This window comes from Legionella sp. MW5194, assembly GCF_016864235.1.
Taxonomy (GTDB): domain Bacteria; phylum Pseudomonadota; class Gammaproteobacteria; order Legionellales; family Legionellaceae; genus Legionella_C.
In genome coordinates this window covers 1,483,033-1,506,251 of sequence record NZ_CP045732.1, presented here as the reverse complement: position 1 = coordinate 1,506,251, position 23,219 = coordinate 1,483,033, and the positions used below count along the sequence as shown (strand labels likewise).

The window sequence follows — 23,219 nt, the reverse complement described above, 5'->3', positions numbered from 1 at the left end:
TCATTAAAAAATAATTTGCAATACACTTGGGCTTACGATAGTATTTCGCACTGTCGGAGAGGTGGCAGAGCGGTCGATTGCGGCGGTCTTGAAAACCGTTGAAGGGCAACCTTCCCAGGGTTCGAATCCCTGCCTCTCCGCCAATTTTCTATTGTTTCAATCCCTGCTTTCATTTTCCCAAAGTAAACTAAATTTTTTGTAAAGACACCGGATCATTGGTCTTAAAAAGCACGCCCTGTGCTATATTAAACCTGACACATAAATAACAGAGCGGCCCATGATTAAATTAATTGCCACAACAAGCTGTATCACTCTGTCCTTACTCTCCAATGCCTATGCGGTCGAATGCAAAGATTATGATAACCAGTCGTTTACGGTCAAACCCAAAACCATCACGGTTTATAATAATTCGGAAGCAGTCATCTACCCGGTCATCTCCACCAGTAAAAACGCCGTGAATGAATGGATTCAAGGATGTCTGCGCACATCCTCCCCTTACCCAACCGATAAAGTGTACAAATTGTATGTCAATGAGGATCAGGGCATCGCACCCGGCTCCTCGGTGACCATCACCCTGCCCCTGTTCAGTCGGATTGCCAATGGCAAGTACATTACCTGGTGGAATGGCGGACGCGTTGTGCTGGCTGATAAATCACAAAACCTGCGGGATAGCGGCGACCAACTCCTCAGTGCTAAGGCAGAGGGCGTCTCCTGTTCTGGCAAAGGAACTGCATGCACACTAACCATCTATTCCAGTGACACGCAGTTTCCTGAAAATATTTATGCCCAGCTTTCCGAATTCACCTTTGGGGATTCCATCATTCCCCCGGGCCAGAGCGTCCGGCTTTTAAAACCGGAAAATGTCGGATACAACATTTCCTATGTGGATCACGTGTACCTCCCGATTGCCATTGGCCCTAAAAATAACCCCTACATCGGCTACAGCGGCTCGACGCAGTTGTTATCGGATTTCAGGAATCACCTGGCACAATTTTTAAACACCGACATTGGCAATGGCTGGCCAGTCTATAACCTTGATGAATTAAAACTTCCGGGCGGCTACAATATATTCGCCCAACGATTTGGTACGCTGCCGCCCACAGACAACGCTCCAGTCAAACCCAAAGACGGCTTCCCGCCCGTGTTAACTGTTAAAAAATGTCAGGATAAATCCCAGGGCGATCAATGCAGTGAAGAAGAGAAAAAATCGCTTCATTTTGGGCAGGCTGTGCAACGAATTCAGAATCTCTGGGGCTCCTGCGTCACCTGGGATGAAGACATCAGCCAATACGTCAACGAACAGGTGAACTGCCCTGAAGAATTGCAGAAAAAATTTGATCTGGTGCAACGCTTTTTCAAGCAAAACCACAGCCAGTATGAAGCCATGTTTAATGCTGGCCAGTGCAAACTGGACAACAATGTCACCAAACCCGTTCCCTTTACTTACTGGGAAGCCATGAAACACATTTACGGGTGGGTTCCCTTCAATGAAGGTTGCGGGGCGGCAGCCAATCCCCTGGCGTCAACGGCGAAAGTGGATGGCAAGGGGCATGCCGAAATCCAGTCCATGTACATCCATGAACTGCAATACAATTACCAGGAAACAACAGACAACGCATTTCTATTTAACCCTTACGTTAAATTGATCCATGCACCCGATTACCTTGCCATGGATGCCTATGGGTTTTCCGTGGATGATGCAGTGGGTTTCATGAGCGAGCTGGGCGACGGATTGATTTTTACAGTGGGGGGCCCAGGTGGACTTGAAAACAAACATCAGTTTAACTATGCGGATGGTTTTTCAGTGGCCATGGGCGTGCCTCAAGTTATGGTGAATAAAATCAGCACCCCCTTGTTGAAAAAATACGGTGTCTGTGTGTTCAACCAGACCACTGACAACCTGTCCTGCACCAAAGTGAATCAAAACGTCATCATGCCAGGCAACAGTCAGATTGCCGGCTTTAGGGTGGGTAATGTGGCCAGTTACCCTATCAAGATCAGCTTTACTGACATCAATGACAATGTGTATACCTTTGTTGTTAACGCCAGATTTGACAAATGCCCTGATTCGGCCAATCCGTCCCAATGTCCGTTTAACAAATCCGAGATAGTCGATAAAGCGAGCTGTACGGTGATGGATAAGCGTGGCCAGAAGCATCCTAAATCCAGTCAATGGTGTAACGGGGCCAATCCTAATCAATCCAGAGAAAAGCAAATCACTAAAAATTTCATCAGCTTTCCCCAGTCGGTTGATTACATGAAATAAGCAGTACATGGGTTTTGGTCGTGGGAGCATCCCTCTCGCGTTGCGAGAGGGGGTTTATGTGGAAACGCCCTTACATTCTACTCGATCGGCCATCATTAAAACAAATCAGGACCGCGTTTAAAAACCCGATCAAGGGCCATCAGACTTTCCAGTAAAGGCTTCATTTTATCGAGCGGCCAAGTGTTCGGTCCGTCACTCAGCGCCTTGTCCGGATCAGGGTGAGTTTCCATGAAAAGACCTGAGATCCCCGCTGCCGTTGCAGCTCTGGCTAATACAGGCACAAACTCACGCTGACCGCCTGACATGCCATTGTTGCCGCCAGGCAACTGCACGGAGTGGGTCGCATCAAAAATCACCGGGCACTGGGTTTCGCGCATGATCTGAAGTGAGCGCATGTCCGAAACCAGGTTGTTATAACCAAAGCTCACGCCTCGTTCACACACCATGATTTGCTCGTTGCCTGTGGCTTTGGCTTTAGCCACCACATGCTTCATCTCCCAGGGCGAAAGGAACTGTCCCTTTTTAATATTGACCGGCTTGTTCATTGCGGCCACTTTTTGAATAAAATTGGTCTGGCGGCATAAAAAGGCAGGGGTTTGCAACACATCAACCACGCTCGCCACTTCCAGTAAGGGGGTATCTTCATGCACGTCGGTTAATACCGGCACACCGATTTGCTGCTTCACTTTCTCCAGAATGAACAAGCCTTTTTCAAAGCCGGGTCCACGGTAGCTGCTCGCCGACGAACGGTTGGCTTTATCAAACGACGACTTGTAAATAAAAGGTAATTGCAATTGCTGACAGAGTTCCTTTAAATACCCGGCAGTCTCAAGCGCCATGCTCTCGCTTTCGATCACACAGGGTCCCGCAATTAAAAACAACGGGGCATCCAGCCCGGCTTTAAAACCACATAAATTCATGCTTTATCCTTTTCTTGGTGGTGGTTACGTCCCGCCAATACAAATTGCTTAAACAGCGGATGGCCATCACGCGGCGTGGAGGTAAACTCGGGATGGAATTGGCAGGCAATAAACCAGGGATGATTAGGCAGCTCAATCATTTCAACCAGCAATTTGTCTCCTGAACGTCCGGAAATAACTAATCCAGCCTGAGTCAACTGGTCAATGTATTGATTATTGACTTCATAACGGTGGCGATGACGTTCCATAATCTGATCGTTCTTTTCATAAACACGGTAAGCCAGCGACTGAGGGTCGAGCAAACACGCCTGGGCGCCAAGGCGCATGGTGCCTCCGAGGTCGGTGTGTTCATCCCGGACATTAATGCGGCCATCGGCTTCAGCCCATTCGCTGATTAAACCAATGACGGGATGAGGCGTCTTGTTGTTGAATTCAGTGGAATTGGCACCCGTCAATCCCGCAACATGGCGGGCGAACTCAATCACAGCCGTTTGCATGCCAAGGCAAATCCCCAGGAAAGGCACGCCTTGCTCACGCGCATACTGAATAGCGCGAATTTTGCCTTCGATGCCTCGAGGGCCAAAACCGCCCGGTACTAAAATGGCATCCACCTCGCGTAACTGGTCAACTCCCTGTTTTTCAATCTGTTCGGCATCGATGTAAACAATCTCCACTTTGGTTTGGGTATGAATACCGGCGTGCAACAGGGCTTCATTAATGGATTTGTAGGCGTCATTCAATTCGGTGTATTTACCCACCATGGCGACTTTAATGGTCTTGTTCTGCATGGCCTGCTTTTCAACCACCGTTTTCCACTCGCTTAAATCAGCAGGCTTTAACTCAAGATTCAGTTTTTTAACTACGATTTCATCCAACCCCTGCTCATGCAGAATCATCGGAATCTGGTAAATGGTTTTGGCGTCTTCAAGGGAAATAACCCCTTCCTTTTCGACGTTGGTGAACAAGGCAATTTTTTCCCGATCACTCATGGACAATGCTTTTTCAGAACGGCAGATAAGGATGTCAGGCTGTATGCCGATGGAACGAAGTTCCTTGACGGAATGCTGGGTAGGCTTGGTCTTGGTTTCTCCCGAGGTAGGAATATAGGGAACCAAGGTCAGATGAATAAACAGGGCATGCTGGCTTCCCAACTCCATGCGCATCTGACGAATGGCTTCCAGGAAAGGCAGGGATTCAATGTCCCCGACCGTGCCGCCAATTTCGATCATGGCGATGTCAAAGCCTTCCGCACCCATCTTAATCGAACGCTTGATTTCGTTGGTTATGTGCGGAATAACCTGAACGGTGCCCCCGAGGTAATCCCCGCGCCGTTCTTTTTTAATCACTGTCTCGTAAATTTTCCCGGTGGTAAAGTTATTCCTTTTCGTCATGGTTGTACGAACAAAGCGTTCATAATGGCCAAGATCAAGATCCGTCTCTGCGCCATCATGCGTCACAAACACTTCCCCATGCTGGAAAGGGCTCATGGTGCCAGGATCAACGTTAATGTAGGGATCAAGCTTAATGAGGGTAACGCTTAACCCGCGTGCTTCAAGAATTGCGGCTAATGAAGCGGCTGCGATGCCTTTACCCAAAGAAGAAACTACGCCGCCGGTAATGAAGATATAATTTGTCATAAGTGACCCCGTTTGGAATGCTGTCCGCCTGGATGGGCGAAGTAATTAATTTTGCATATAAACGGGATTTAATTTTAGCAAAAGAAGAGCATAAATAACACACTTTTTTATTAAAAGCCGCTATAAATCCTAATCAACCCGCTTAAGTTCGCGCGCTTAAAGTTGTTTGAGGATGGTATGCATGGCTATCGCGCAATCGGCTGCATCCTGTCCTTTATGGCCGTGACTGCCGCCCAGACGATCCCAGGCCTGGGCGTCATTTTCAGTGGTTAATACCCCAAAAACAACGGGCAGGTTATGATCCAGCGCTACCCGCTGGCAGCCATTGCTGACCTGTTCGCAGACATAGTCATAATGCGTGGTTTCGCCGCGAATAACAGCGCCCAGAGCAATAATGGCCTGCACCTGCCCTTTTGCCGCGAGACGTTGGGCAACCAGCGGAATTTCAACAGCGCCCGGGACCTCCACAACCAGTAAATCATGGTCATGGAATCCTGCCTGCAATAAACGCTCAATCGCACCTTTCTTTAATTCAGTGGTTACGTCACGATTAAACTGGCTTACTACTAAGGCCACCGGAAAAGAAGGGCTGCGTTCAGCCGTTGTTTCATCAATCTCTTTCATCAGTCATCCTAATCCACAGTCATTAAGTGACCCAGCCTGGTTTGCTTGGTCTTTAAATAGTTACGATTCTCGTTTGAAGGCTCAATGGCTAAAGGCACGCGCTCGCTGATGGTTAAGCCAAATTTCCTGATGCCCGCAAGTTTTTGCGGATTATTGGTGATTAAGCGCAGAACATCAATGCCTAAGTACTTAAGAATCTGAAAACCGATAGCATAGTCACGGTTGTCGGCCGGAAATCCCAGTTTTAAGTTGGCATCCACGGTATCCAGACCTTGATCCTGCAGGGCGTAAGCTTTTAATTTATTGGCCAGACCAATGCCACGTCCTTCCTGACGCAAATAAATCAGCACCCCACCCTCTTTGGCAATCAGGCTTAAGGAACGCTGCAATTGCGCGCCACAATCGCATTTACAGGAACCAAACACGTCCCCGGTAATGCACTCGGAATGAATGCGCACCAAAGGCACCTGATTGGCAACCACCGGCTTTTTTACCAGGGCAAAATGTTCGGCATCATCCAGTTCGTTGCTGAAAACAGTCATGGAAAAAGGCCCGTGATCCTGCAGGGGAATGGTGGTTTCTGCGGCGGCATCCACCAGTGTTTCATGGCGTATGCGGTAATCAATCAGGTCGCGGATAGTGACCATGGGAATATTGTGTTGTTGTGAAAAAACAGCGAGTTCGTCACGGCGGCTCATGGTGCCATCGTCATTGATGATTTCACAAATTACCGCGGCCGGCGTCAATCCGGCAAGCCTTGCCAGATCGACGCTGCCCTCGGTCTGGCCCTGACGTTTCAATACACCGCCTTCTTTCGCGCGCAACGGAAAAACATGCCCGGGGGAAATAATGTCAGCCGCGCTGCTGGCCGCATCAATAGCGACCTTAATGGTGTGGGCCCGATCATTGGCGGAAATGCCCGTTGACACCCCGCGGGCAGCCTCTATGGAGACGGTGAACGCCGTGCCATACGGCGAGCGATTATGGGTGGCCATCATGGGCAACTGCAATTTATCAATCAGTTCACCCGCCATGGGCAGGCAGATTAAACCGCGTCCAAATCGCGACATGAAATTAATGGCTTCTGGCGTGGCATGCTGCGCTGCAATCACCAGATCCCCCTCGTTTTCACGGTTTTCATCATCAAGGAGCATGATCATGCGCCCTGCCTTTAAAGTGTCGATTGCGTGCTCAATACTGGCAAAAGGACTCGTCATGAATAAACCTCATTCTTTAACTGGCCCGAAATGCTGAGTTGATGAGCAACAATTCGAGTCAAATAATCAAATTCCACGTTAAAACGATGACCGGGTTTAAGGTTTCCCAGGGTCGTCACCTTGAGTGTATGCGGCACCAGCATCAGATGAATGGCATTCGGGGTGACCGTATTAATGGTTAAACTCACACCATCCAGGGTAATACTGCCTTTGGGGAGCATATACAGCCGGGCATCCGCATCAAACTCATTCACCTGAATTTCATAATAGTCACCGACATTTTTCATTGTGGCCAAACCGGCTGTCGTGTCGACGTGGCCGCTGACATAGTGGCCGCCAAACCGGGCATGCGCCAGCATGGCACGTTCGAGATTGACTAAATCCCCTGTTTTCAGTTGGCCCAGGGTTGTTTTAGCCAGCGTTTCGGGTGAAACATCAAAAACCAGACTTAAAGCGTCCTCTGACTGATGAGTGAGACAGACGCCATTCACTGCAATGCTCTCACCGCTTTGCAGCGCTTTAAATGGCGAATGCAGGCACAGGCGCCTGCCCCCCGAAGCCGGTTCGTTACTTATGACCTGCGCTTTTTCTTCTATAAGTCCGGTAAACATTACTTCTCCAACCAATCCAGACGCAATATCATGTTGTCTTCCTTCGCCAGCCACGAAACAGAACGCCTGCCCTTTAAAATCTGACCGCCATGATAACCATTGCCTGCGGATTCACCTAATACTTCTGGCACGAGATAAACCAGCGTGGTATTCACCAGGTATTGCTCATGCAGGGCAGAAAACAACCGCCCACCGGCTTCAACCCAGACATCGTGATAGCCTAAAGCCCCGAGCCGCGCAATCACGGCGCTTAAATCCAGGCGCCCTTCCCGGCTGCTGATGGCATGGTAGGTACAACGGGGAAAGGGGTTTTTCACGGCGATCGTTTCGTCGTGAAAAACATGGCAATATCCGGCGGTAGTAAAAACAGCCGCATCAGCGGTTAAGCCCAGGGTGCGATCCAGGATGGCAATGGGCTTTGAACCAGTGTATCCGGGCAACCGCACATCAAGACGGGGATTGTCGTTACGGACAGTCTTTGCCGTGGTTAATAGAATGTCGCTATGAAGCCGCTGGGTGTGAGTAAATTCGGCGCAGGCGTCATTGGAAAGCCGCACCCTTTCACCGTTCGGTCCTCCGATTTTGCCATCGAGGCTTTGTGCTATTTTCGCGGTAACCCAGGGCTTTTTCGTCAGCGTCCAATAGGAATAGCTTTGATAAAACGCATCAATTTCAGGCAAAGGACAAGCCATGACCTCAATGCCATGCTGACGTAACAAGGCAGGGGTATTATTGGCCGCCACCAGGGGGTTGGGGTCGGCAAATCCATAAACAACCCGCCCGACGCCTGCCTGAATAATGGCCTCGACACAGGGCGGCGTTTTCCCCCAATGGTTGCAGGGCTCGAGGGTGACGTACAATGTCACATCCCCCAGATTGCCTGACAATTGCTTAAGCACTTCCTGCTCGGCATGCGGTTTCCCTGGCCCGGCGTGATACCCGGCAGCAATAATCACCTGCCCGCGCACTGCCACGGCGCCGACACTGGGATTGGGTGCACAAAAACCCTTGCCTAACCTTGCCTGATCAAGCGCTTTAAGCATAAAGGAATTGTGCATAGATAAACCGATGACTCTAAAAATCCAAACATGATAACAAATTATTCAATTTCTGAGTAGTATTGATCATGAAAACACAAGGGAATCCCTCGCTTTGTCAGGGATTTATGTTAAATTTTTGCCATGACGGGCGGACTGTTTTATTATAATCCATGGTTTTCCCGGATATCTACGAGAGGATGAGGAATGACACGCGGTTTTCAAAGGGTTACAGGGAGATTCATCCGTCATGCGTTCACGCTGGTTATCATCCTCTCCATGGGCTTTGGCAACAGCACAGCGCAGGCCTTCAGTCCCTACTCGACCAGTGAGCTTGAGGAGCTTGAAAAGGAATTCAGGCAATTGATTAATCAATCGGATCTCGTGGTCCGCACCCCGCTCGCGACGCAATACATTAATCATTTAGGTAAACGCTTATCCCAGTTTGCCCGCATGCCCCTGCCTTATTTTTTCATTGTTAAATCCAATGAAATAAACGCCTTTGCAGGTCCCGGTGGCTATATAGGCATCAATACCCAACTGATTCTTGCCACCCAGAATGAAAGCGAACTCGCCGCGGTGATGGCACATGAAATTGCCCACGTCAGGCTGCACCATCTTTATCGTATGATTCAACATCAAAAACAAATGCGCGTCCCCATGCTGGCCTCCATGCTTGCCGCCGTGGCACTGGGCGCCATCAACCCAACGCTTGCGGGCGGCGCCATGATGGCATCGATTACCGGGTTTGCCCAGGACAATATCAATTTTACCCGTGCCAACGAGAAAGAAGCGGATCGTATCGGCATTGCCATGCTCATCAAAGCGGGGTTTGATCCGCGCGGCATGGCCGGGTTTTTTAAAAAAATGCAGGAAGCCACCCGCTATTATTACACGGACAACATCCCTGCCATTTTACGCACCCACCCGCTGGATGAGGATCGCATTGCCGAAGCAGAGAACCGCAGCGGCAACGTTAAGCATAAAAATTACCCCGACAGCCTTGATTATCATTTGTTTAAAGAACTCATCCGCAACAGCCTCGCGGAAAACAGCAAACAGATGCTCGATTATTATCAGAAGGAATGCCGGAGGCATAATTCCGCAGCGGCGTGCGAGTACGGGCAAAGTCTGGCCTTGATGAAGGCCAATCAGTTTAGCAACGCCGAACTTCAATTGCACCGTCTGACCGCCGAAAATAAAGACAATCTTTTTTATCAGGTGGCCATGGCCGAAGCCGAGGCAGGCAATCGGCAGTTTAATACGGCGTTAAAACGACTGAAGGAACTGCAATCCAATTACCCCGAGAATTACGCCGCCCTGATGGCCTATGCCGAAGGCCTTCTTGCCGCCGGACAAGCCGAACAGGCCACGGCCATTCTGTTAAAGGGATTTCGTCAATTCAAGCGTGACCTGCCCCTGTGCGAAACCTTAGCCCAGGCGCAGGCGGCTTCCCGCCAGAAAGGGTACGCCTATTTTACCCAGGCCCAATGCAATCTGCTGCAAGGGCGATCGCGGGACGCCCTACGGCAATTGAACGTGGCTAAAAAGCTGACAGGAAAGGATCATTACCTGGATGCCCGCATCGCTGCCTTGAAAGACGACATCCGGTTCATGGCGGAGCAATGAGTCTATATATAGACTAAAGGCAAAAAATAATCTATATTTAGACTAAGGAACAGCCAGTAGGGACAGCGACGATGATACCTTTTACCGCGAATAGCCCATTAACCATGAATGATTTGCAAGCCGCCTTTAAAGCAGTCGTGACCATCCTTGAAAAATGGCACTGCAGCACCGAAGAAATGCAGACGCTCCTGGGTTTAAAACGCTCCACCCTGTTTAAATACAAAAGCGATCCGGACAAGGCCCTGATAAGCCGTGATTTGGCCGAACGTTTATCCTATCTTTTGAATATTCATGCGGCATTGCGCATCCTTTTTTCCCATCCCGAATCGGTGTATGGGTGGGTTCGAAAGCCAAACCATGCGCCTTTTTTCAATGGCCAGTCCGCCATGGCCATCATGATGCAAGGCCGTGTGGTCGACTTGTGGTCCATTGCCAGCCGTTTAAATGCAGAGCGAGGCGGTAAAGCATGATGTCCCTCATCGACACATTGGAAAAGACCGGGTTTGCGTCACAGCGCTGCCATCGCTTAATTCCTTCCAAATTTCCTCCGATCTCACTGTTTGAGGATGTGGCGGATGCCACGGAGTTCGAAGCCTTGTACAGGGTGCAGTCCCTGACCAATCCGCGTATTCAGGATGAAATTGGTAATTTAAGCCTGCTGCCTGCAAAAGAAAGGGTGTTTGGCACCACGGGAAGCGGTTTTATCATGGCGGCTTTTACCCACACCAACCCCGATGGCAGCCGTTTTTCCAATGGCGATTATGGCATCTTTTATGCGGCGGAACGATTGGAAACGGCGATCGCGGAAACGGTGTATCATCGTCAGCGCTTTTTACAATACACCCACGAACCGGCTCAGGAAATCGACATGCGAGGCCTTGTGGCGCAGTTTAACGCAACCCTCTACGACCTGCTGTCGCTTAATCCGGAAACACATCCGGTTTATCATCGCACGGATTATCAGTTCGGCCAGGGTCTTGGCGCCGCGGTTAAGAAGCGCGGCGACGATGGTCTTGTTTATCATTCCGTACGCGGTGAGGGGAAAAATTTCGCCTTGTTTCGACCCAAAACACTCATCAGCTGTAAACAGGGAAGCCACTACAGTTATGTCTGGGATGGACAAGCGATTACCTTCGTTTATAAAAAATCCCTGACGGGACAAACCGCACTCGGTTCAGAAACGATACCGGTTTAATCCAGGCCGAGTTTCTTCAGGCGATACCTTAATGTTCTGAAACTGACCCCTAACAGTTTAGCCGCCGCTGTGCGGTTCCATTTTGTTTTTTCAAGGGCGCTTAGAATCAACTCTTTCTCATGTTCGTAAAGCGATCCATCGAGGTTTTTCGGCACGGGGGTAACAGGCTGCGGTACAGTCTTATCTTCAACAGGCATGCTGGGGGCTGCCGGTAAATGCAAATCCTCCACGCTGATGGTATTCCCCTCGCACATCGCCATTGCCCGCTCCAGAATGTTTTCAAGCTCGCGCACGTTACCGGGAAAATGATAATTCTGCAGAGCCTGAATACAGGCCTTGGACAAGGGTTCCATGGGGCGATGCTGCTCAGCGGCCAAATGCTGCAATATGTGGTTGGCCAGCAGTGGGATATCCGATAACCGTTCCTGGAGAGTCGGCACCCGCAATTCAATCACATTGACACGGTAATACAAATCCTGTCGGAATCGCCCGCAGGCAATTTCATTCTGCAGGTTTTTATGACTGGCGCTCAAAATCCGTACATCAACAGGGATTTCATTGTGTTCGCCGATGGGCTTAATGGCTTTTTCCTGAATCGCCCGTAAAAGTTTTACCTGCATGGCCAAGGGCAGCTCGGCAATCTCATCCAAAAAAAGGGTGCCGCCATTGGCTGCCACAAACAGGCCGGACTTGTCACCGATGGCGCCGGTGAAGCTGCCTTTTTTATGGCCAAAAAATTCCGATTCCATGAGCTCCGAGGGGATAGCGCCGCAGTTTACCGGAATAAAGGGTTTTTCGGCACGCGGTCCCTGGCTATGAATCAACTGCGCCACCAATTCCTTGCCTACCCCGGACTCGCCAAGTATAAAGACAGGCGCCTGACTACGAGCCAGTTTACCGATGTTTTGTCTTAATTCCTGCATGATGGGGCTATTGCCGAGCAGCACATCATCGCGTGAAACCATGGGCTTTTGCTGCATGGACAAGGCCGTTTTTACCAAATCCTTAAGCATGGGAAGATCGATTGGCTTGGAGACGTAATCAAACGCCCCGGCCTTAAGCGTATTGACCGCACCGTCCACGTTACCGTAGGCCGTGATGACGGCCACTGGAATCTGTGGGCGGCTTTTTTGAATGTATTTTACGAGTTCAATGCCATCACCGTCAGGGAGATGCATGTCCGTAAGGACCAGGGAATAATCCTCTGAATTGATGTAATGAATGCCTTGCTGATAAGTATTGGCCGTATCGCAATTTAAGCCCATGCGCTTTAAGGTTAGCGACAACAATTCACAGATGTCCGGTTCATCATCCACCACAAGGATCTTGGTCTTACTCATAATAGCATCTCACTTGCCTGATTTAAGGTGATGGTAAAACAACACCCCTGGTCCCTATTCGTCACATTTAAGCTGGCCTGATTGATTTCGCACAGATCACGGGCAATATAAAGGCCCATACCATAGCCGGTTCTGACCGTACTGAAAAATGGATCAAAAATGGCATCCATAACGGATTCTTTCACACCCGGACCGGTATCACAGACCATTAACTGCGTATTTTGCTCCGTTTGCCTGGCTTTAATGGTAATTTCTGCCTGACCTGTTTTATTCTTTCCGTGTTGAATGGCATTATCACAAAGTATAACCAAAATTTGCTCAAGTTGGCTTTTATCGAAATGAAAAGGCAAAAGGGGTGCGTCTGGCAGTTCGATTTGAATCAAACAGGCCGAATGACTACAGAAATCCTGCTTAAACTGAGTAAGAAAAGAAGCTAAATCAATGATTTGCTGTTGGGATTGCTCCCTCCTTGACAGCTGCATGACATTTTTAATCACCCGATTCATGCGATGGCAATTATTAATAATCAATTCTTTAAGCCGCAAATCCTCTTCCGTGAGAGTGTTATTTTCTCCCATCAGTTGCACGGCATGCGATATGGCCCCCAGAGGGTTACGCAATTCGTGAGCGATGCTGGCGGAAAAACGCCCTAAAGACGCCAGTTTCAATTGTTGTGCCTGCTGTGAAACCGCACTCATGTCATCTAAAAGGATTAAAACCGCAACCTTCGTTCCAACCGGTGTTGGAAAAAAATGAACCCTCAGGTAAGGATCGTTAATGATGGTTTTGGCGGGACGGAAATTATCCGTGATTTTTTTAAGGTAGTCCTGGTATTTTTTAGCCAAAGTCGGGGACAACTCCTCAATGGTCGTCAGATCCCGGGTTTTCAGGCAGTTAAAAAATTGACGCGCTGCCCCATTAATTAATTTGATCGTCTGATTGGCATCAACATAAATCACACCGGAATGCAACCGCTCGACAATGTATTCATTGATACGCTGCATGCTGGCCAATTCGTGGCTACGATGCACAGCCAGTGTTTCGCTGGCGCGGACGCGGTTAGCCAGGTACCAGGCGGTAATTGCCGTGGCAAAAATCCCGGCGCCATGAACCCCACTGTAAAAGAAAGTGCTTAAATTATCCGAGTCACTGTGAATGTATTGCAGGATACTGAAACCCAATAACATGCAACTGGCAATGGATGCAAAAAAAATGGCCAGACGTCCGGGCACCAGAATACTTAACGCGGCAATGGTCGCATTTAACAGAATACCTAGCCAGGACCGGGTATTACCAAGCAGACTGATGAGTAAAGCCTGAGCAATGATGTCCATGGTTCCCGAGATGATGACCTGCGTCTTAAAGCCGGGGCGATGAAGGTACTGTAAATAAAGAAAGAGCAGCGCCATCACCAGGTACATGGTATTCAGTGCAATAAATAGCCAGTTGTACTCGTGAAAACCAAGAGCATCGTAGATTAATATGCCAAAAAAGAGCAGCACACAGCCCAGACGGTAAAAGTGATAGACAAACAACAGCCGCCATTTGGAAGCCAGATTTTTTTCTTCATTTTGTGAATCAAGCATCCTGTTATCCTAAAGAAGCGCTTAGCTTAGTCCCTTTGCCTGAATTGCCTTATTTATCGTCAGGCGGGCGATTTACTTAAATGGACGCAGGCACTAACTGCCTAATCCCAGACTGATAACCTCTTCGTCAATCCCTTCCTCTGCTTCAGCTGTCTTAAGCTTCTCCATATTTTCAACAAGAACTTGAATGATGGTGGCCGTCTCCGTTTTTGGTTTAAAGAAAAAATGCTTGTTAATAGCCCATTTAATGGCACAGGCGGCAAAATAAAAGATCACGACACCCAGGATCCCCAGCACCAGATTGGTTACAATTTGCCCACAACCGCGATGGTGTTCAATTCGCTTCCTGTTTTTGGCAATCTCCGCGAGTGACTTCTCTGCGAAAAGTTCATAAGCCTTCTCCTTTTTATTGGACGCTCTGTAATCATTCCAGAAGCGTTGTAAATTTTGATGCATGGCGTCGATTTCATCGAAAGCCTCCTTGTATTTGGTTTTTCTTCCATCCTCGCTTAATTCTTTAAATTCCCGTACCTTCCGCTCCAGCTCATACAACGCATAAGGATAATTTTTTTCCTGTTCCGTCAACTGCTGACGCTTCTTTTTTCTTGCCGGTGATATGGGCTTGACGCTTCCCATCGCTGGAATTAAGGCGTGAGGAGTGACGGCGGATTTCATTGTTGCCAAGGGAGGTCTATCCGATGAGAGTTGCAACGGATGAGCCGCTGTTGCTGAGACAGAAGGGATTGTTTTGTGGTTTAAATCCTGGCTCAGGGTTTTCTTTGCATCCGAAAAAAACCCTAAAGAATGGGGTTTGTCCTGCCGCAAGGCCATTTCTGATTTTAACTCCTGCAACCGCTCAATCATGACTTGCAGTGGGGTCTTTCCAGACAGGTCTGCCGTTGGCAACATGACCGCCAGCAACAAGAATGGTGATTTTTTTGCCAAGGCCACTTTGTCGTGACCGTCGAGACTCAATACGTCACTGCGCTCGCTGAGGCTTCGCCGGTGTTGGGCACTGTAATGTTCAAGAAAATCCGCGGTGCGCTCATTGGGTATCAAATAAAAATGGTCATAGTCCGCATGAATCGCCAACTCCAGATGAGGTCCCCCAGTCTTGCTTTCTGAAGACACGCAGCCCTCCATTTTATTATAAATCGTGTAGGAGATGTCATTAAAGCGAAGCATAAATTCAGCTTCATGCACAAAGACCTTCACCCCGGATTGATTGAGGTATCGAAGGTAATTGGTAAAGCCTGTTTTTTCCCAAAAGGACAAGGCCGAACTGCGCGTGATCGGATTTAAGTGCAGTGTATCGAAATAAATTTTATTGGCTTCGTAATGGTTCGTTGATGCGTTGATTTGTTCCCTCAACCAGTCTTCACCGGCATCAAAGCTTTCGACTAAATGGTAGAAGGTAATGCCAACCGTATCCCTGCCATCAAACAGCAGGTCTTTCATTTTCGGGTTGCCCTTGACGCGATGAATAAACCAGCTGCGAAATAAAACTCCCAGCACAAGCACTTTTTCAGCCAGATGATCCTGCCTGAGTCCAGTCTTGACCTGGTCATAGTCTTCAAAAAGGGACAGGTCACGCTCACTGCTGACGATGGACTTTAACGCGTTAACCTCACTGGTGTCTGTCTCGTGGGTGATGAACAAATCCTCAGGGAAAGGCTGACCGGTAGCCATCAGATGCAGGGCATAGGCATGAAAAAAACAGTTGAACATCGTGGCTGAAATATCGACAGCAGCATGCATGGCCGCCTGTCGTTTTTTATCCTGAACCAGGGTGTTTTCAATAATGAAAGCAGGAGAGCTCATGCGTTTTCAATCGATTGGAACAGTCATTTATATCAAATCTAACTTAACAGAACATTAAAAAGCCAGAATTATTAACCGCTACGCTGATTTTATACTTTTTAAAAAAAATGGATTACAATGCAGCCCCGCAAAATGGCAGTACGGAATTGAATAAGAATGAATGGGAAATGGCTGGTTGGTTGTCTGGTTTTGGTTAATTTATGCCCTGTTTTTGCCGCGCCGGATGACACAACACTCTGGCAAGGCACTTATTATCAGGCAGAACCCGCCCAACGTTACGTTAATCAAACCTATTGCGATGAACACACACCCGGACGCTTTGTTCATACCGTAAAAGACGCGCTCACCCACCCCATCATCACCAATCGGGGCATTATTCTTGACCAGGCGACGTTTCACGTCCGTGCCATTAATGATTTTTATTTCATGCAGGGAGAACTCCGGGCCCGTGGCTTGAGTCGGGGCAAAGTGTGGGAGGATCGCATTCACTATTACCTGTTCAAACGGGGACCACGAGGGGTAACCAAAGGGATGTGGAGTACCAATGAATGCAAAGGGCTGTATCGGGGTATTGTCTTGAAAAACGGCGATTTTAAACCCATCAAGCCGCATCAAACCTAAGCGGGAGTCGGCCATCGCCGAAAGTCTTAAGACAGCTAGGTGTTCAACGCCTCCACACTGACATAAACCCAGGCTTCTTCTCCCGACTCCAGTTGAACCTGAACGCGCCGGTACTCGGCTACTTCGTATTCATCTGCCCGCTGCAATTCCTCAAGACTGACATAAAAAACCATCCCTTCCACGCAATCGGACTGTTTACCGGTATAATGCAGAATCGGGTGAAGGACATCTCCGCTGGTCGCAACCACATCGGGATCATGAATTGTCACCATAGATAATGAATAACCACAAAGCGCATCGGCTTTACCTGAAAGGGTTCGCCCAAAGGTGGCCAGTTGAACCGCCTCATAACGCAATGTTCCGTAGGAAAACAGTCTTTCAGACGGTGTGTCCTGATTTAAATTCATCGTTCAACCTGTCTTTTCAATTGATAAGCGATTACTCAAGAGCGCAGCCAAGCGCCACCAAAATACAAGGCCCTCCGCCGATCACATTTAAGCCATGCTGCAATGCCTCATCCATTGCCTTTCTGCTCTCAGCGCCGGGTTGTATCCATACATTCTCAATCCCCCGCGCGATGGCCTCGGCAATGATTTTCTCAGTGACCGGCGGGGGCGTGACGATGGAAATACTTTTCACCGTATCTGGCAAATGGCTCACCGCTTTTACAGCAGCCAGACCTTCGACAGTGGTTTCCGCTGGATGCACAGGGTAAACGTTTTTATGGTGTTGTAAATAACAACGCAGCACTTTATTACCAAATTTATTGCGATCATTGGATGCGCCAACCACTGCATAGGCCTCTGAGCTAAAAAATTGCGCAATCTTTTGTTCCATCCCCATCCCTTCTTCTCCTTTAGCCCCTTCTGGCTTATCACTATAGACTATAAAGCATATGACAGCGTATACACAGACTTATCCACAGAATTTGTGGATAATCGTCTCACCGTAAGCCCCTTAAGAAGAACCCGTAAAAAAATTCTCATCCCTACAGTAGAAAGTCCTGCGATTTAAACACCATGTACTATTCTTTAGACAAGAATAAAAACAAGAGCTCATGATGACTATTCTCATTTACATTCTCGCAGGCGTGTTAGCCGCAGTCCTTGTCGCTGGACTTTCCTATTATGCCAACCTTGAGAAAAAGACAGCTTCGCTGCTCACTATTCTGGCGGTGATGATTGCCTTGTTTCTAACCCGTACTTATGCGATCCCTTATTATCAGGCTGCCAATTTTGAAAATGAAATTAAAAAAGCAAGCCCCCTGTTTGCGTTGCTGGCCAAAAAATCACCGGTGGAGTTCAATCGCTATGTCGCAGAGGTTAAGAAAGACATTCTCAGCAATCAAGGGCAACGTATTCTCTATAAGACCAGCGACTTCGTGAATGCCGAAGTAATGAAATACGCGGTCTACTCCTCAAATAAAGCGCTTTATAACCAGATTAAAGGCACGCTCGTTTTTTATCAGTACTTGTTCAAAATCAATCCCAAACTGGTACTGATTTCCGAGTTTCCCGAACGATTTGCCAATGAACCGGAAATGAATGAGTTAGTTAAAGCCTCCCAAAGCTACATTAACCAATTGCTTAAAGCCAAGGAAGACATTATTGTCAGTGCCATTAACCACCCTGCCCCCGCTCTCTCAAGGCATGAGATTCTTGAAGCCCAGACACTCCTCGGCGAATTATTTGATACCCTGGCTGCGGAATACGGCGGTAACACCGTGGAACTGACCTTTCAGAACCCTCAATCGGCGTCACTTGATAAAACCAAAGGGGCTGAAATTATCATCAAATTTTATCAGGGTTTAATGAAGCGCGGTGAACGCGAAACAGGTTTGGTGCTGCGCTACATCGCCAGTGCCAGTTAATCCCGTTACCAGGGAATTTTATGACCGCGATGCCAGAAATAACCACTTTCCTTAAGAGTCACCGCCAGGGTATAAAGTTCCTCAGCCACTTCGGACGGCAGGGTCGGCGCTGTCTCTGTGCCCATGTCGGTTTTTACCCAGCCGGGATCAAAACTGGCGACCACGCGGGAAGGAAAACGCTCAGCTAACAGCTTGGTATACAAGTTAAGGCAAGCCTTGGACATTTTGTACTGCGGTTGATAAGGCGAATCATTGGCCGCAAACGACCCCCAACTCGAAGACACATTGATGATTTTCCCCTGTGGAGCGAGTTTACCGAGGCAGGCTTCGGTCAATTCAATCGTACCAAACACATTGATGGCAAAGGTGGTTTTAAGTAGAGAAAGGTCAATGGCGGCCTCCTGATTCCAATCCAATAACACCGCAGCATTGTTTATTAATAAATCAAAGTCAGGCAAGGCTCGGGCAAACGTCTGAATGCCTGTTGAGTTTGCCAAATCAAGAGACAAGAGGGTTAATAAAGGATGCGTCAGCGGAGAAATACCACGTGTTGAACTGCCAATGACTTTCCAGCCTTTTCCAAGAAAATAACGGGCAGTTGCCAGTCCGATGCCGCGGCTGACGCCTGTGATAACCAGGGTTTTCATGTCTTCTCCCCTGAAGCATCAACCCTTGGCAGAGCATCCTCAGTCCTCACAGGCTCTCCTTAATCTTCGTAGTCGCTTCGATCAAGACACCACCAGCGATTAGCCAGATAGCTCACCTCCAGGAAATTAAGAATGCCTTCTACCTGTTTATTACAGGCCAGTTGACGCCCATTCTGGTCCATTTTATAGACAGTAATGACATCCTTACGGTAGATTTTCCAATCATCGCCTTCGGATTGGGAATGGGCATGGCAACGTTTTTCGTGCGCATTTAAATACCCACTGTGGAAGCGTTCTTTAGGGACGGGGCAGCCGGTATTCTGGTTTTGGATCTCATAATACAGTTTAAAATCGGTTTCATTGGTCACACACACAGCCTGGGCTGAGGCAAAATGCAGGCTAAGCAAGGGGAGTAACAGTTTGGCAGTTAATTTCATGACGTGCTCTTAAAACAAAAAGAAACACCCTACAAAGTTTAGACTCCAATTGCAAGCCATTATTTCTCATCCAACCGTTTGACCCTTTTTTTCTTTTTGATCTTTTTATTCTGTGTTATTTCATCGCTTAAAATCTGGTTGACAGTCTCAGCAGACACAGGGCGGCTCAACAGATACCCCTGTACCTCATCGCAATGTTGGCCGGCTAAAAATTCCATTTGATGTTGTGTTTCCACTCCCTCTGCCAGCACTTTAAAGTTTAAACTGCGCGCCATGGCAATGATGGCCTCAATAATGACCTCATCGCTGCGCGATTTATTGATGTTCTGGACAAACGATTGGTCGATTTTCAAGCGATCGAATGGAATTCGTTTCAAGTAATTCAGGCTGGAATTGCCCGTACCAAAATCATCCAGAACGATTTTAACACCCAGCTTTTTAAGCTGCTGAATCATGCGGTGAATTTCCGTGTGGGCAATGATCACGTTTTCAGTGATTTCGATTTCGATGTACTGCGGGTCAATTCGGTATTGCTTAAGCAGTCTGTTTACTGTTGATGCAAAATTGCTTTGCCTTAATTGTTGGGTTCCTACATTAACAGCCACCCGGATACTCGGTAACCCACTCTCCTTCCAGGCATTAATCTGACGACAGACTTCCTCGATAACCCATTCGCCTATGGGTACAATTAACCCGGATTCCTCCGCAAAAGGGATAAAATCTATAGGCAACACCAATCCACGCTTTGGGTGCTGCCAACGCAGCAGGGCTTCAACCGCCTGCAACTTTCGGTCTTTCAGGTTAAACTGCGGCTGGTAAAGCAGGAAAAATTCTTTCCTCAGCAACGCATTGCGAAGATCCGTTTCCAATTGCACCTGCCTGCATAATTGCTGATTTAATTTGCTGGTGTAAAACTTAAATTGTGAACCGCCTTTTTCCTTGGCTTCATACATGGCAATGTCTGCATTTTTTAACAGCGTGGTTGCTGTTTTGCCATTTGTGGGGTATACGCTGATTCCCATACTGGCAACGATATTGATTTCACGACTGGCGATATGAAATGACCGATTAAAGGACGTCAGGATTTTCTGGGCAATGGAAGCACTGTCTTCCGGGTTTTTTAAACCCGGTATCACCAAAACAAACTCATCGCCCCCTAGCCGCGCTAACGTGTCTTCAGAGCGAATAAGCGACGACAGGCGTTTGGCAATGGACTTTAACAGTTTATCACCAAACTCATGGCCCAGGCTGTCATTAACCAGTTTGAAACGATCGAGATCAAGAAAAAGGACGGCAAAAAATTTATTGTAACGCCCGCCATTGGCGATGGCCTGTCGAATACGGTCATCCAGCAGAATACGATTAGGCAGACCCGTCAATGAATCATGCATTGCCTGGTATTCCAGCTTCTGCTCCAGCAAAGCCCTGTCGGTGATGTCGCGGAAACTCCAGACCCGTCCCACGGTTTCAGTATTAACACAGTGGGGCTGCGAATAGCACTCAATAATCCGGTTTTCCTTCACTTTGATAATTTTAAGACCCGTCCCTTCCCTGTGCTCAACCAGCTGCTTATGCAGACTCAGGTATTCATTGGGGGTGTAAAGTATCCTGGCAATGTGATCGATGATCTGGTTTTCTTCTTTTAATTCAATTAGGTTTTTCGGTATATTCCATATCTTGAGGAACTGACTGTTGTAATCAATGATTTTACCGTTCAGGTCGACCACCATAATGCCATCAGTGGAGGATTCAATGGTGGCTCTTAACAGGGAAAGCGAGTGCTGCAGGGATTGGGTACGTTCGCAAACCAATTGGTGCAATTGCTCCGTATGCACTCTGGATTCTTTCGCCAGAAGCCATTTACGCGTCAAGGCACAGGCTAATTGACGAACAGCCACTTTATCAAATGGTTTTTTAAGCACCAGAAGATTATCGCTGATACCAAGCTTCTGAACTGTCTCATCCCAGGTATAATCGGAATACGCTGTGCAAATCACCACCTGGATGTCTTTATCCACTTTCCAGATTTGTTTTATTGTTTCGAGACCATCCCAACCGGGGGGCATACGGATGTCCACGAAAGCCAGTGCATATTGTTTGCCTTCAGCCAGGGCCTTTTTAATTTTTTCAACACCCTCCTGCCCCTGTTCGGAGGTGTCGATAATAAATTGAGGCAGCAAGGCTTCTTTGTTCTGTTGATTATCCTCATTGCCGCCAAAAAGTTCCTGATCGAGTTCAGTAAACGATCGTGTACGGGTGTTACCCGTTAATACCTTGATAAAATCCTGATGGATGGCGGGATTATCGTCAATGATCATTAGGCGTAAGGCGATGTTATTCATTGAATATCGCTCCATCCTGTGCCCGCTTAATCGGCAGTGTCAAAATAAACTCCGCCCCCTTGCCAGGACCGTCACTGCGGGCAGCCAGAGAGCCTCCAATGTTTTGGGCAGCAATGGCGCTGCTGTGCAGACCAAACCCATGCCCATCCTTCTTGGTGGTGAACCCAAAGGAAAAAATACGATTGAGGTTTTCCGGTAAAATACCATCACCGTTATCAATGACCCGGATGACGTAATTAGTCTCATCCTTTTCAATGATTAATTCGACTCTTTTTTCCTGCTCGTCTGTATTGCTGTAAACCGACTCCTTGGCATTCTGAACCAGATTAATTAAAATCTGCAGTAATTTTGAGCGATCTGTCACCACATAGGCACCGGGAATGAACTGTTTATGGATAGTCAGCGCCTTGTCTTTGTGAGGATGCACCAACATCTGCAGGGTGGTTTCCAATTGTTCAGACAGGAGTACCCGTTCATCCACGCCAGACACCCCGCCAAAGGTCTGTTGCATGGCAACAATGTCCTTGATGTGCTGCAGGTTATTTTCAATGCTTACGAGTTCCTCCTGATTACTCTCATTTTGTTTCCTAATCATGTCACTGAGTGCAACCAAGTAATCGGGAATTAATCGGCCCTTTTCGTCTTCGGTTAAAAATTCCCCGAGGTGATGGCGATTTTCCTCGATCAATGCGGTTATTTTTTTCAGTTTTTCACAATAGGGCTGTTCCATGCTCTCTTTTAAGCTGCCCAGGGAAATGTTGAGGCTGTTTAACACATTGCCAATGTTATGCAGAATAAACGTTGCAATCTCTGACATACCGGCACGGCGCGCGCTGACTAATAATTTCTGGTTTAATTCCTTAATCTTCGCCTCGGCTTTTTTACTGCCGGTAACATCAATCAGCACCCCTGCCAGTTTCATGGGATCATCAAGGCAATGGGCTACCGTGCGAAACCAGCCGTATTGCCCTTCACTGTTGAGAACCCGCATGTCATACTCGTAGTTGATGCGCTGATGGATGGCGCGCTCAACAAGTTCAAGCAGTTTGTCGCGATCATCGGGATGGACGATCGCCATAAAATCATCACGGCTGTTATGGCCAACCGGCAAGGCCGACAGATTGTAAATTTCTTTAGACCAGGTCACATGCTGCGTTTCATAGTCATAATGCCAGTAGCACAATTTGGCTATTTTCTGCGCGTTCTCCAGGCGTTGATTCAACATCATCATCTCGCGCGAAGAGAGGTCCATGGAGCGTTCCAGCATGTAACGCTCCATGTCGGTTTCCTGGTATGTTTTATTTATGCGGGAAAGAAATTCCTCCCAATGGTGGATGTCCCTGGGCGGCGTATCAACCTTGCACTCGGTGCGGTTCAATTGGCGAGTGAGTAACTTGTGCAGTTCCATTTCTTCCCCAT

General features: G+C 48.0%; 21 protein-coding genes and 1 tRNA gene. 7 read left to right on the top strand and 15 right to left on the bottom strand.

What is annotated here, in order from left to right; genetic code table 11:
- Window positions 1–55 precede the first annotated feature (55 nt).
- Both GH742_RS07040 and GH742_RS07035 read left to right on the top strand, forming a co-directional pair.
- Window positions 56–143, top strand: a tRNA-Ser gene (locus GH742_RS07040).
- A 134-nt stretch (window positions 144–277) separates the two neighbouring features.
- Window positions 278–2,266, top strand: a complete 1,989-nt coding sequence (locus GH742_RS07035) for a hypothetical protein (RefSeq protein ID WP_203456711.1) — start codon at window positions 278–280, stop codon at window positions 2,264–2,266.
- A gap of 95 nt (window positions 2,267–2,361) precedes the next feature.
- On the opposite strand, the gene kdsA is transcribed toward GH742_RS07035, so the two are convergent.
- The 6 genes from kdsA to ribD form a co-directional block, all read right to left on the bottom strand.
- The gene (gene kdsA, locus GH742_RS07030) at window positions 2,362–3,186 is read right to left on the bottom strand and encodes a 3-deoxy-8-phosphooctulonate synthase (protein WP_203456710.1); all 825 of its coding nucleotides are present in this window, start codon (window positions 3,184–3,186) and stop codon (window positions 2,362–2,364) included.
- Window positions 3,183–4,823, bottom strand: coding sequence for a CTP synthase (locus tag GH742_RS07025; protein ID WP_203456709.1), 1,641 nt, complete (start codon window positions 4,821–4,823; stop codon window positions 3,183–3,185). The genes kdsA and GH742_RS07025 overlap by 4 nt, the downstream gene beginning before the upstream one ends.
- Window positions 4,824–4,979: 156 nt before the next feature.
- Window positions 4,980–5,447 (bottom strand): 6,7-dimethyl-8-ribityllumazine synthase, encoded by a 468-nt coding sequence (ribH, locus tag GH742_RS07020; RefSeq protein WP_203456708.1) that lies wholly within the window; start codon window positions 5,445–5,447, stop codon window positions 4,980–4,982.
- 8 nt (window positions 5,448–5,455) lie between these two features.
- Window positions 5,456–6,664, bottom strand: coding sequence for a bifunctional 3,4-dihydroxy-2-butanone-4-phosphate synthase/GTP cyclohydrolase II (locus GH742_RS07015; RefSeq protein ID WP_203456707.1), 1,209 nt, complete (start codon window positions 6,662–6,664; stop codon window positions 5,456–5,458).
- Window positions 6,661–7,275: a riboflavin synthase gene (locus GH742_RS07010; RefSeq protein WP_203456706.1), complete on the bottom strand. Its 615-nt coding sequence runs from the start codon at window positions 7,273–7,275 to the stop codon at window positions 6,661–6,663. Before GH742_RS07010 ends, GH742_RS07015 begins: the two co-directional genes overlap by 4 nt.
- On the bottom strand, window positions 7,275–8,333 hold the full coding sequence (gene ribD, locus GH742_RS07005; protein ID WP_203456705.1) for a bifunctional diaminohydroxyphosphoribosylaminopyrimidine deaminase/5-amino-6-(5-phosphoribosylamino)uracil reductase RibD: 1,059 nt from the start codon (window positions 8,331–8,333) through the stop codon (window positions 7,275–7,277). The genes GH742_RS07010 and ribD overlap by 1 nt, the downstream gene beginning before the upstream one ends.
- A 258-nt stretch (window positions 8,334–8,591) precedes the next feature.
- Here ribD and GH742_RS07000 point away from each other — a divergent pair, with 258 nt between their 5' ends.
- From GH742_RS07000 to GH742_RS06990, 3 genes are all read left to right on the top strand, one after another.
- Window positions 8,592–9,941 (top strand): M48 family metalloprotease, encoded by a 1,350-nt coding sequence (locus GH742_RS07000; RefSeq protein WP_239005322.1) that lies wholly within the window; start codon window positions 8,592–8,594, stop codon window positions 9,939–9,941.
- Window positions 9,942–10,012: 71 nt separating this feature from the next.
- Window positions 10,013–10,411 (top strand): MbcA/ParS/Xre antitoxin family protein, encoded by a 399-nt coding sequence (locus GH742_RS06995; protein WP_203456703.1) that lies wholly within the window; start codon window positions 10,013–10,015, stop codon window positions 10,409–10,411.
- Window positions 10,408–11,136 (top strand): RES family NAD+ phosphorylase, encoded by a 729-nt coding sequence (locus GH742_RS06990; protein WP_239005304.1) that lies wholly within the window; start codon window positions 10,408–10,410, stop codon window positions 11,134–11,136. The genes GH742_RS06995 and GH742_RS06990 overlap by 4 nt, the downstream gene beginning before the upstream one ends.
- Here the strand turns inward: GH742_RS06990 and GH742_RS06985 are convergent.
- The 3 genes from GH742_RS06985 to GH742_RS06975 form a co-directional block, all read right to left on the bottom strand.
- Window positions 11,133–12,476 carry a sigma-54 dependent transcriptional regulator gene (locus GH742_RS06985; protein ID WP_203456702.1) on the bottom strand — a complete coding sequence of 448 codons (1,344 nt, stop codon included), beginning with the start codon at window positions 12,474–12,476 and terminating at the stop codon, window positions 11,133–11,135. The two genes, GH742_RS06990 and GH742_RS06985, sit on opposite strands and share 4 nt — an antisense overlap.
- Entirely contained in the window at window positions 12,473–14,062 is a 1,590-nt protein-coding gene (locus GH742_RS06980; RefSeq protein ID WP_203456701.1) for a PAS domain-containing sensor histidine kinase, read from the bottom strand. Before GH742_RS06980 ends, GH742_RS06985 begins: the two co-directional genes overlap by 4 nt.
- A gap of 93 nt (window positions 14,063–14,155) precedes the next feature.
- A complete protein-coding gene (locus tag GH742_RS06975) occupies window positions 14,156–15,883 on the bottom strand; it encodes a hypothetical protein (RefSeq protein WP_203456700.1) in 1,728 nt (575 codons plus the stop codon).
- 156 nt (window positions 15,884–16,039) lie between these two features.
- Between GH742_RS06975 and GH742_RS06970 the strand changes: the two genes are divergently transcribed.
- Window positions 16,040–16,504, top strand: coding sequence for a hypothetical protein (locus tag GH742_RS06970; protein WP_203456699.1), 465 nt, complete (start codon window positions 16,040–16,042; stop codon window positions 16,502–16,504).
- A 35-nt stretch (window positions 16,505–16,539) separates the two neighbouring features.
- Here the strand turns inward: GH742_RS06970 and GH742_RS06965 are convergent, their stop codons facing one another.
- Window positions 16,540–16,911 (bottom strand): gamma-glutamylcyclotransferase family protein, encoded by a 372-nt coding sequence (locus tag GH742_RS06965; protein WP_203456698.1) that lies wholly within the window; start codon window positions 16,909–16,911, stop codon window positions 16,540–16,542.
- 31 nt (window positions 16,912–16,942) lie between these two features.
- Complete coding sequence (locus GH742_RS06960) at window positions 16,943–17,341, bottom strand: CoA-binding protein (RefSeq protein ID WP_203456697.1); 399 nt, start codon at window positions 17,339–17,341, stop codon at window positions 16,943–16,945.
- 220 nt (window positions 17,342–17,561) lie between these two features.
- Between GH742_RS06960 and GH742_RS06955 the strand changes: the two genes are divergently transcribed.
- Window positions 17,562–18,374, top strand: a complete 813-nt coding sequence (locus tag GH742_RS06955; protein ID WP_203456696.1) for a hypothetical protein — start codon at window positions 17,562–17,564, stop codon at window positions 18,372–18,374.
- 5 nt (window positions 18,375–18,379) lie between these two features.
- Here GH742_RS06955 and GH742_RS06950 read toward each other — a convergent pair whose 3' ends face one another.
- From GH742_RS06950 to GH742_RS06935, 4 genes are read right to left on the bottom strand one after another with little or no spacing between them, the layout of a single operon-like run.
- Window positions 18,380–19,021, bottom strand: coding sequence for an SDR family NAD(P)-dependent oxidoreductase (locus GH742_RS06950; RefSeq protein WP_203456695.1), 642 nt, complete (start codon window positions 19,019–19,021; stop codon window positions 18,380–18,382).
- A gap of 59 nt (window positions 19,022–19,080) precedes the next feature.
- On the bottom strand, window positions 19,081–19,458 hold the full coding sequence (locus GH742_RS06945) for a hypothetical protein (RefSeq protein WP_203456694.1): 378 nt from the start codon (window positions 19,456–19,458) through the stop codon (window positions 19,081–19,083).
- 59 nt (window positions 19,459–19,517) lie between these two features.
- A complete protein-coding gene (locus GH742_RS06940) occupies window positions 19,518–21,800 on the bottom strand; it encodes an EAL domain-containing protein (RefSeq protein WP_203456693.1) in 2,283 nt (760 codons plus the stop codon).
- A complete protein-coding gene (locus tag GH742_RS06935) occupies window positions 21,793–23,208 on the bottom strand; it encodes a sensor histidine kinase (protein WP_203456692.1) in 1,416 nt (471 codons plus the stop codon). The genes GH742_RS06940 and GH742_RS06935 overlap by 8 nt, the downstream gene beginning before the upstream one ends.
- Between the last annotated feature and the right edge of the window lie 11 nt (window positions 23,209–23,219).

Coding starts and splice junctions, on each gene's coding strand:
- GH742_RS06975 (WP_203456700.1), bottom strand. CDS start 15,883: ATGAGCTCTCCTGCTTTCATTATTGAAAACACCCTGGTTCAGGATAAA.
- GH742_RS07025 (WP_203456709.1), bottom strand. CDS start 4,823: ATGACAAATTATATCTTCATTACCGGCGGCGTAGTTTCTTCTTTGGGT.
- GH742_RS06950 (WP_203456695.1), bottom strand. CDS start 19,021: ATGAAAACCCTGGTTATCACAGGCGTCAGCCGCGGCATCGGACTGGCA.
- GH742_RS07015 (WP_203456707.1), bottom strand. CDS start 6,664: ATGACGAGTCCTTTTGCCAGTATTGAGCACGCAATCGACACTTTAAAG.
- ribH (WP_203456708.1), bottom strand. CDS start 5,447: ATGAAAGAGATTGATGAAACAACGGCTGAACGCAGCCCTTCTTTTCCG.
- GH742_RS06935 (WP_203456692.1), bottom strand. CDS start 23,208: ATGGAACTGCACAAGTTACTCACTCGCCAATTGAACCGCACCGAGTGC.
- GH742_RS06990 (WP_239005304.1), top strand. CDS start 10,408: ATGATGTCCCTCATCGACACATTGGAAAAGACCGGGTTTGCGTCACAG.
- GH742_RS06940 (WP_203456693.1), bottom strand. CDS start 21,800: ATGAATAACATCGCCTTACGCCTAATGATCATTGACGATAATCCCGCC.
- kdsA (WP_203456710.1), bottom strand. CDS start 3,186: ATGAATTTATGTGGTTTTAAAGCCGGGCTGGATGCCCCGTTGTTTTTA.
- GH742_RS06980 (WP_203456701.1), bottom strand. CDS start 14,062: ATGCTTGATTCACAAAATGAAGAAAAAAATCTGGCTTCCAAATGGCGG.
- GH742_RS06955 (WP_203456696.1), top strand. CDS start 17,562: ATGATGACTATTCTCATTTACATTCTCGCAGGCGTGTTAGCCGCAGTC.
- GH742_RS06945 (WP_203456694.1), bottom strand. CDS start 19,458: ATGAAATTAACTGCCAAACTGTTACTCCCCTTGCTTAGCCTGCATTTT.
- GH742_RS06965 (WP_203456698.1), bottom strand. CDS start 16,911: ATGAATTTAAATCAGGACACACCGTCTGAAAGACTGTTTTCCTACGGA.
- GH742_RS07035 (WP_203456711.1), top strand. CDS start 278: ATGATTAAATTAATTGCCACAACAAGCTGTATCACTCTGTCCTTACTC.
- ribD (WP_203456705.1), bottom strand. CDS start 8,333: ATGCACAATTCCTTTATGCTTAAAGCGCTTGATCAGGCAAGGTTAGGC.
- GH742_RS06995 (WP_203456703.1), top strand. CDS start 10,013: ATGATACCTTTTACCGCGAATAGCCCATTAACCATGAATGATTTGCAA.
- GH742_RS06985 (WP_203456702.1), bottom strand. CDS start 12,476: ATGAGTAAGACCAAGATCCTTGTGGTGGATGATGAACCGGACATCTGT.
- GH742_RS06970 (WP_203456699.1), top strand. CDS start 16,040: ATGAATGGGAAATGGCTGGTTGGTTGTCTGGTTTTGGTTAATTTATGC.
- GH742_RS07010 (WP_203456706.1), bottom strand. CDS start 7,275: ATGTTTACCGGACTTATAGAAGAAAAAGCGCAGGTCATAAGTAACGAA.
- GH742_RS07000 (WP_239005322.1), top strand. CDS start 8,592: ATGGGCTTTGGCAACAGCACAGCGCAGGCCTTCAGTCCCTACTCGACC.
- GH742_RS06960 (WP_203456697.1), bottom strand. CDS start 17,341: ATGGAACAAAAGATTGCGCAATTTTTTAGCTCAGAGGCCTATGCAGTG.